The organism is Chryseobacterium formosum (assembly GCF_026460885.1).
GTDB lineage: Bacteria > Bacteroidota > Bacteroidia > Flavobacteriales > Weeksellaceae > Chryseobacterium > Chryseobacterium formosus.
The window spans coordinates 1-3,080 of the sequence record NZ_JAOVZW010000037.1 but is presented as its reverse complement, the minus strand read 5'-3'; the positions used below and the strand labels follow the sequence as shown (position 1 = coordinate 3,080).

1 rRNA gene is annotated in these 3,080 nt (G+C 47.0%); it reads left to right on the top strand.

The annotated features are described in order from the left end of the window. The first annotated feature begins 256 nt into the window (after positions 1 to 256). Positions 257 to 3,017: ribosomal RNA gene (locus OF897_RS21330) — 23S ribosomal RNA — on the top strand. The last annotated feature ends 63 nt before the right edge of the window (positions 3,018 to 3,080 follow it).

The following is a 3,080-nucleotide window of genomic DNA, read 5'->3' as shown; positions in this document are numbered from 1 at the left end:
CAGGAGGTCAAGGGTTCGACTCCCTTATTCTCCACATTGTTATTAAATTAACAGTAATTTGAAGGTTTAATTTTAAAAAGCAAATAGAGCCAAAAACAATATTTTGCGAATTAAGCTTGAGAAAGCATAAAGATCATTGACATTAACGGTAAAGATATCACAAAGAGAAAACCGAGCGCAATTAAGCGTTTGAGTTTACAAAAAATAGTTTAACAGTAATGTTAGACAAAAAATACTGAACTAATTAATAATTAGGAAAGAAATCGTTAAGGGCGTATGGCGGATGCCTAGGCTTTCAGAGGCGACGAAGGACGTGGTAAGCTGCGAAAAGCTGCGGGGATTGGCACACACGAATTGATCCGCAGATGTCCGAATGGGGCAACCCGGCATGTTGAAGACATGTCACCTCGTAAGAGGAGCAAACCAGGAGAACTGAAACATCTAAGTACCCTGAGGAAAAGAAATCGAAGAGATTCCGTAAGTAGTGGCGAGCGAACGCGGATTAGCCCAAAAGTCTTTATATATTTAGAAGAATGTTCTGGAAAGAACAGCCATAGACGGTGATAGCCCGGTATTCGAAAGGTATATTTAGATGATAAATGAGTATGGCGGGACACGTGAAATCCTGTCTGAATATGGGGGGACCATCCTCCAAGGCTAAATACTCCTGAAAGACCGATAGTGAACAAGTACTGTGAAGGAAAGGTGAAAAGCACTTCGAATAGAAGGGTGAAATAGAACCTGAAACCGTACGCCTACAAGCGGTCGGAGCCCACAAGTTGGGTGACGGCGTGCCTTTTGCATAATGAGCCTACGAGTTAATGTTACTAGCGAGGTTAAGGACTTCAGGTCCGGAGCCGGAGCGAAAGCGAGTCTGAATAGGGCGCTTAGTTAGTAGTATTAGACGCGAAACCTTGTGATCTACCCATGGGCAGGTTGAAGCTTTGGTAACACAAAGTGGAGGACCGAACCGGTTGACGTTGAAAAGTCTTCGGATGACCTGTGGGTAGGGGTGAAAGGCCAATCAAACTGGGAGATAGCTCGTACTCCCCGAAATGCATTTAGGTGCAGCGTCGTGTATAAGTTTATTAGAGGTAGAGCTACTGATTGGATGCGGGGGAGTCAAATCCTACCAATTCCTGACAAACTCCGAATGCTAATAAATGTTCCACGGCAGTGAGGGCGCGGGTGCTAAGGTCCGTGTCCGAGAGGGAAAGAACCCAGACCAACAGCTAAGGTCCCCAAATATATGTTAAGTTGAAGCAACGCGGTTGGACTGCATTGACAGCTAGGATGTTGGCTTGGAAGCAGCCATTCATTTAAAGAGTGCGTAACAGCTCACTAGTCGAGCGGTCCGGCATGGATAATAATCGGGCATAAACATATTACCGAAGCTATGGATTTACAGTCATTGGATTGTATCTGGTAGGGGAGCATTCTGTTTGCACAGAAGCAGTAGCGTGAGCTATTGTGGAGCGTACAGAAAAGAAAATGTAGGCATAAGTAACGATAAAGCGGGCGAGAAACCCGCTCACCGAAAGACTAAGGTTTCCTCAGCCATGCTAATCAGCTGAGGGTTAGTCGGGACCTAACGCGAACCCGAAAGGGGTAGTGGATGGACAATGGGTTAATATTCCCATACTTGCTCACACTAAAAAGGGGACGGAGTGACGTAGCTACTGGAGACTGACGGAATAGTCAAGACCTAGCCTTCGGGCGAAGTTGTTGTAGTGAACTTGCTTCCAAGAAAAGCCGAAGTGAAGCAACCCGTACCAAAACCGACACAGGTAGTCGAGGAGAGAATCCTAAGGTGCTAGAGTGAATCATGGTTAAGGAACTAGGCAAAATAGTCTCGTAACTTCGGGAGAAGAGACGCCAGCAGCAATGCTGGCCGCAGTAAAAAGGCCCAGGCGACTGTTTATCAAAAACACAGGACTCTGCAAAATCGAAAGATGCAGTATAGGGTCTGACACCTGCCCGGTGCTGGAAGGTTAAGGAAGGGCGTTAGCAGCAATGCGAAGCGTTTGACTGAAGCCCCAGTAAACGGCGGCCGTAACTATAACGGTCCTAAGGTAGCGAAATTCCTTGTCGGGTAAGTTCCGACCTGCACGAATGGTGTAACGATCTGGGCACTGTCTCAACCATGAGCTCTGTGAAATTGTAGTCTCGGTGAAGATGCCGAGTACCCGCAATGGGACGAAAAGACCCTGTGAACCTTTACTATAACTTCGTATTGACTTTGAGTAAGTAATGTGTAGGATAGGTGGGAGACTTTGAAGCAGGCACGCTAGTGTTTGTGGAGTCAACGTTGAAATACCACCCTTTACTTACTTGGAGCCTAACTTCTTTTAGAAGGACACTGCGTGGTGGGTAGTTTGACTGGGGTGGTCGCCTCCAAAAGAGTAACGGAGGCTTTCAAAGGTACCCTCAGCACGCTTGGTAACCGTGCGTAGAGTGTAATGGCATAAGGGTGCTTGACTGTGAGACCTACAAGTCGATCAGGTGCGAAAGCAGGACATAGTGATCCGGTGGTTCCGTATGGAAGGGCCATCGCTCATAGGATAAAAGGTACTCCGGGGATAACAGGCTAGTCTCCCCCAAGAGCTCATATCGACGGGGAGGTTCGGCACCTCGATGTCGGCTCGTCACATCCTGGGGCTGGAGAAGGTCCCAAGGGTTGGGCTGTTCGCCCATTAAAGTGGCACGCGAGCTGGGTTCAGAACGTCGTGAGACAGTTCGGTCTCTATCTATTGCGGGCGTTAGATGTTTGAGAGGGCTTGAATCTAGTACGAGAGGACCGATTTGAACAAACCTCTGGTGTATCAGTTGTTCCGCCAGGAGCACCGCTGAGTAGCTACGTTTGGAAGAGATAAGCACTGAAAGCATATAAGTGCGAAACTCGCCTCAAGATGAGACATCTTTTAAGGGTCGTTGGAGATGACGACGTTGATAGGCTACAGGTGTAAAGTTGGTAACAGCATAGCCGAGTAGTACTAATTACCCGTAGATTTATAGCCTAATTGGCATATGCTTAATTGCGCAATTAAAGGTTCTCTCTTTGTGAATGTTTTTATCGATTA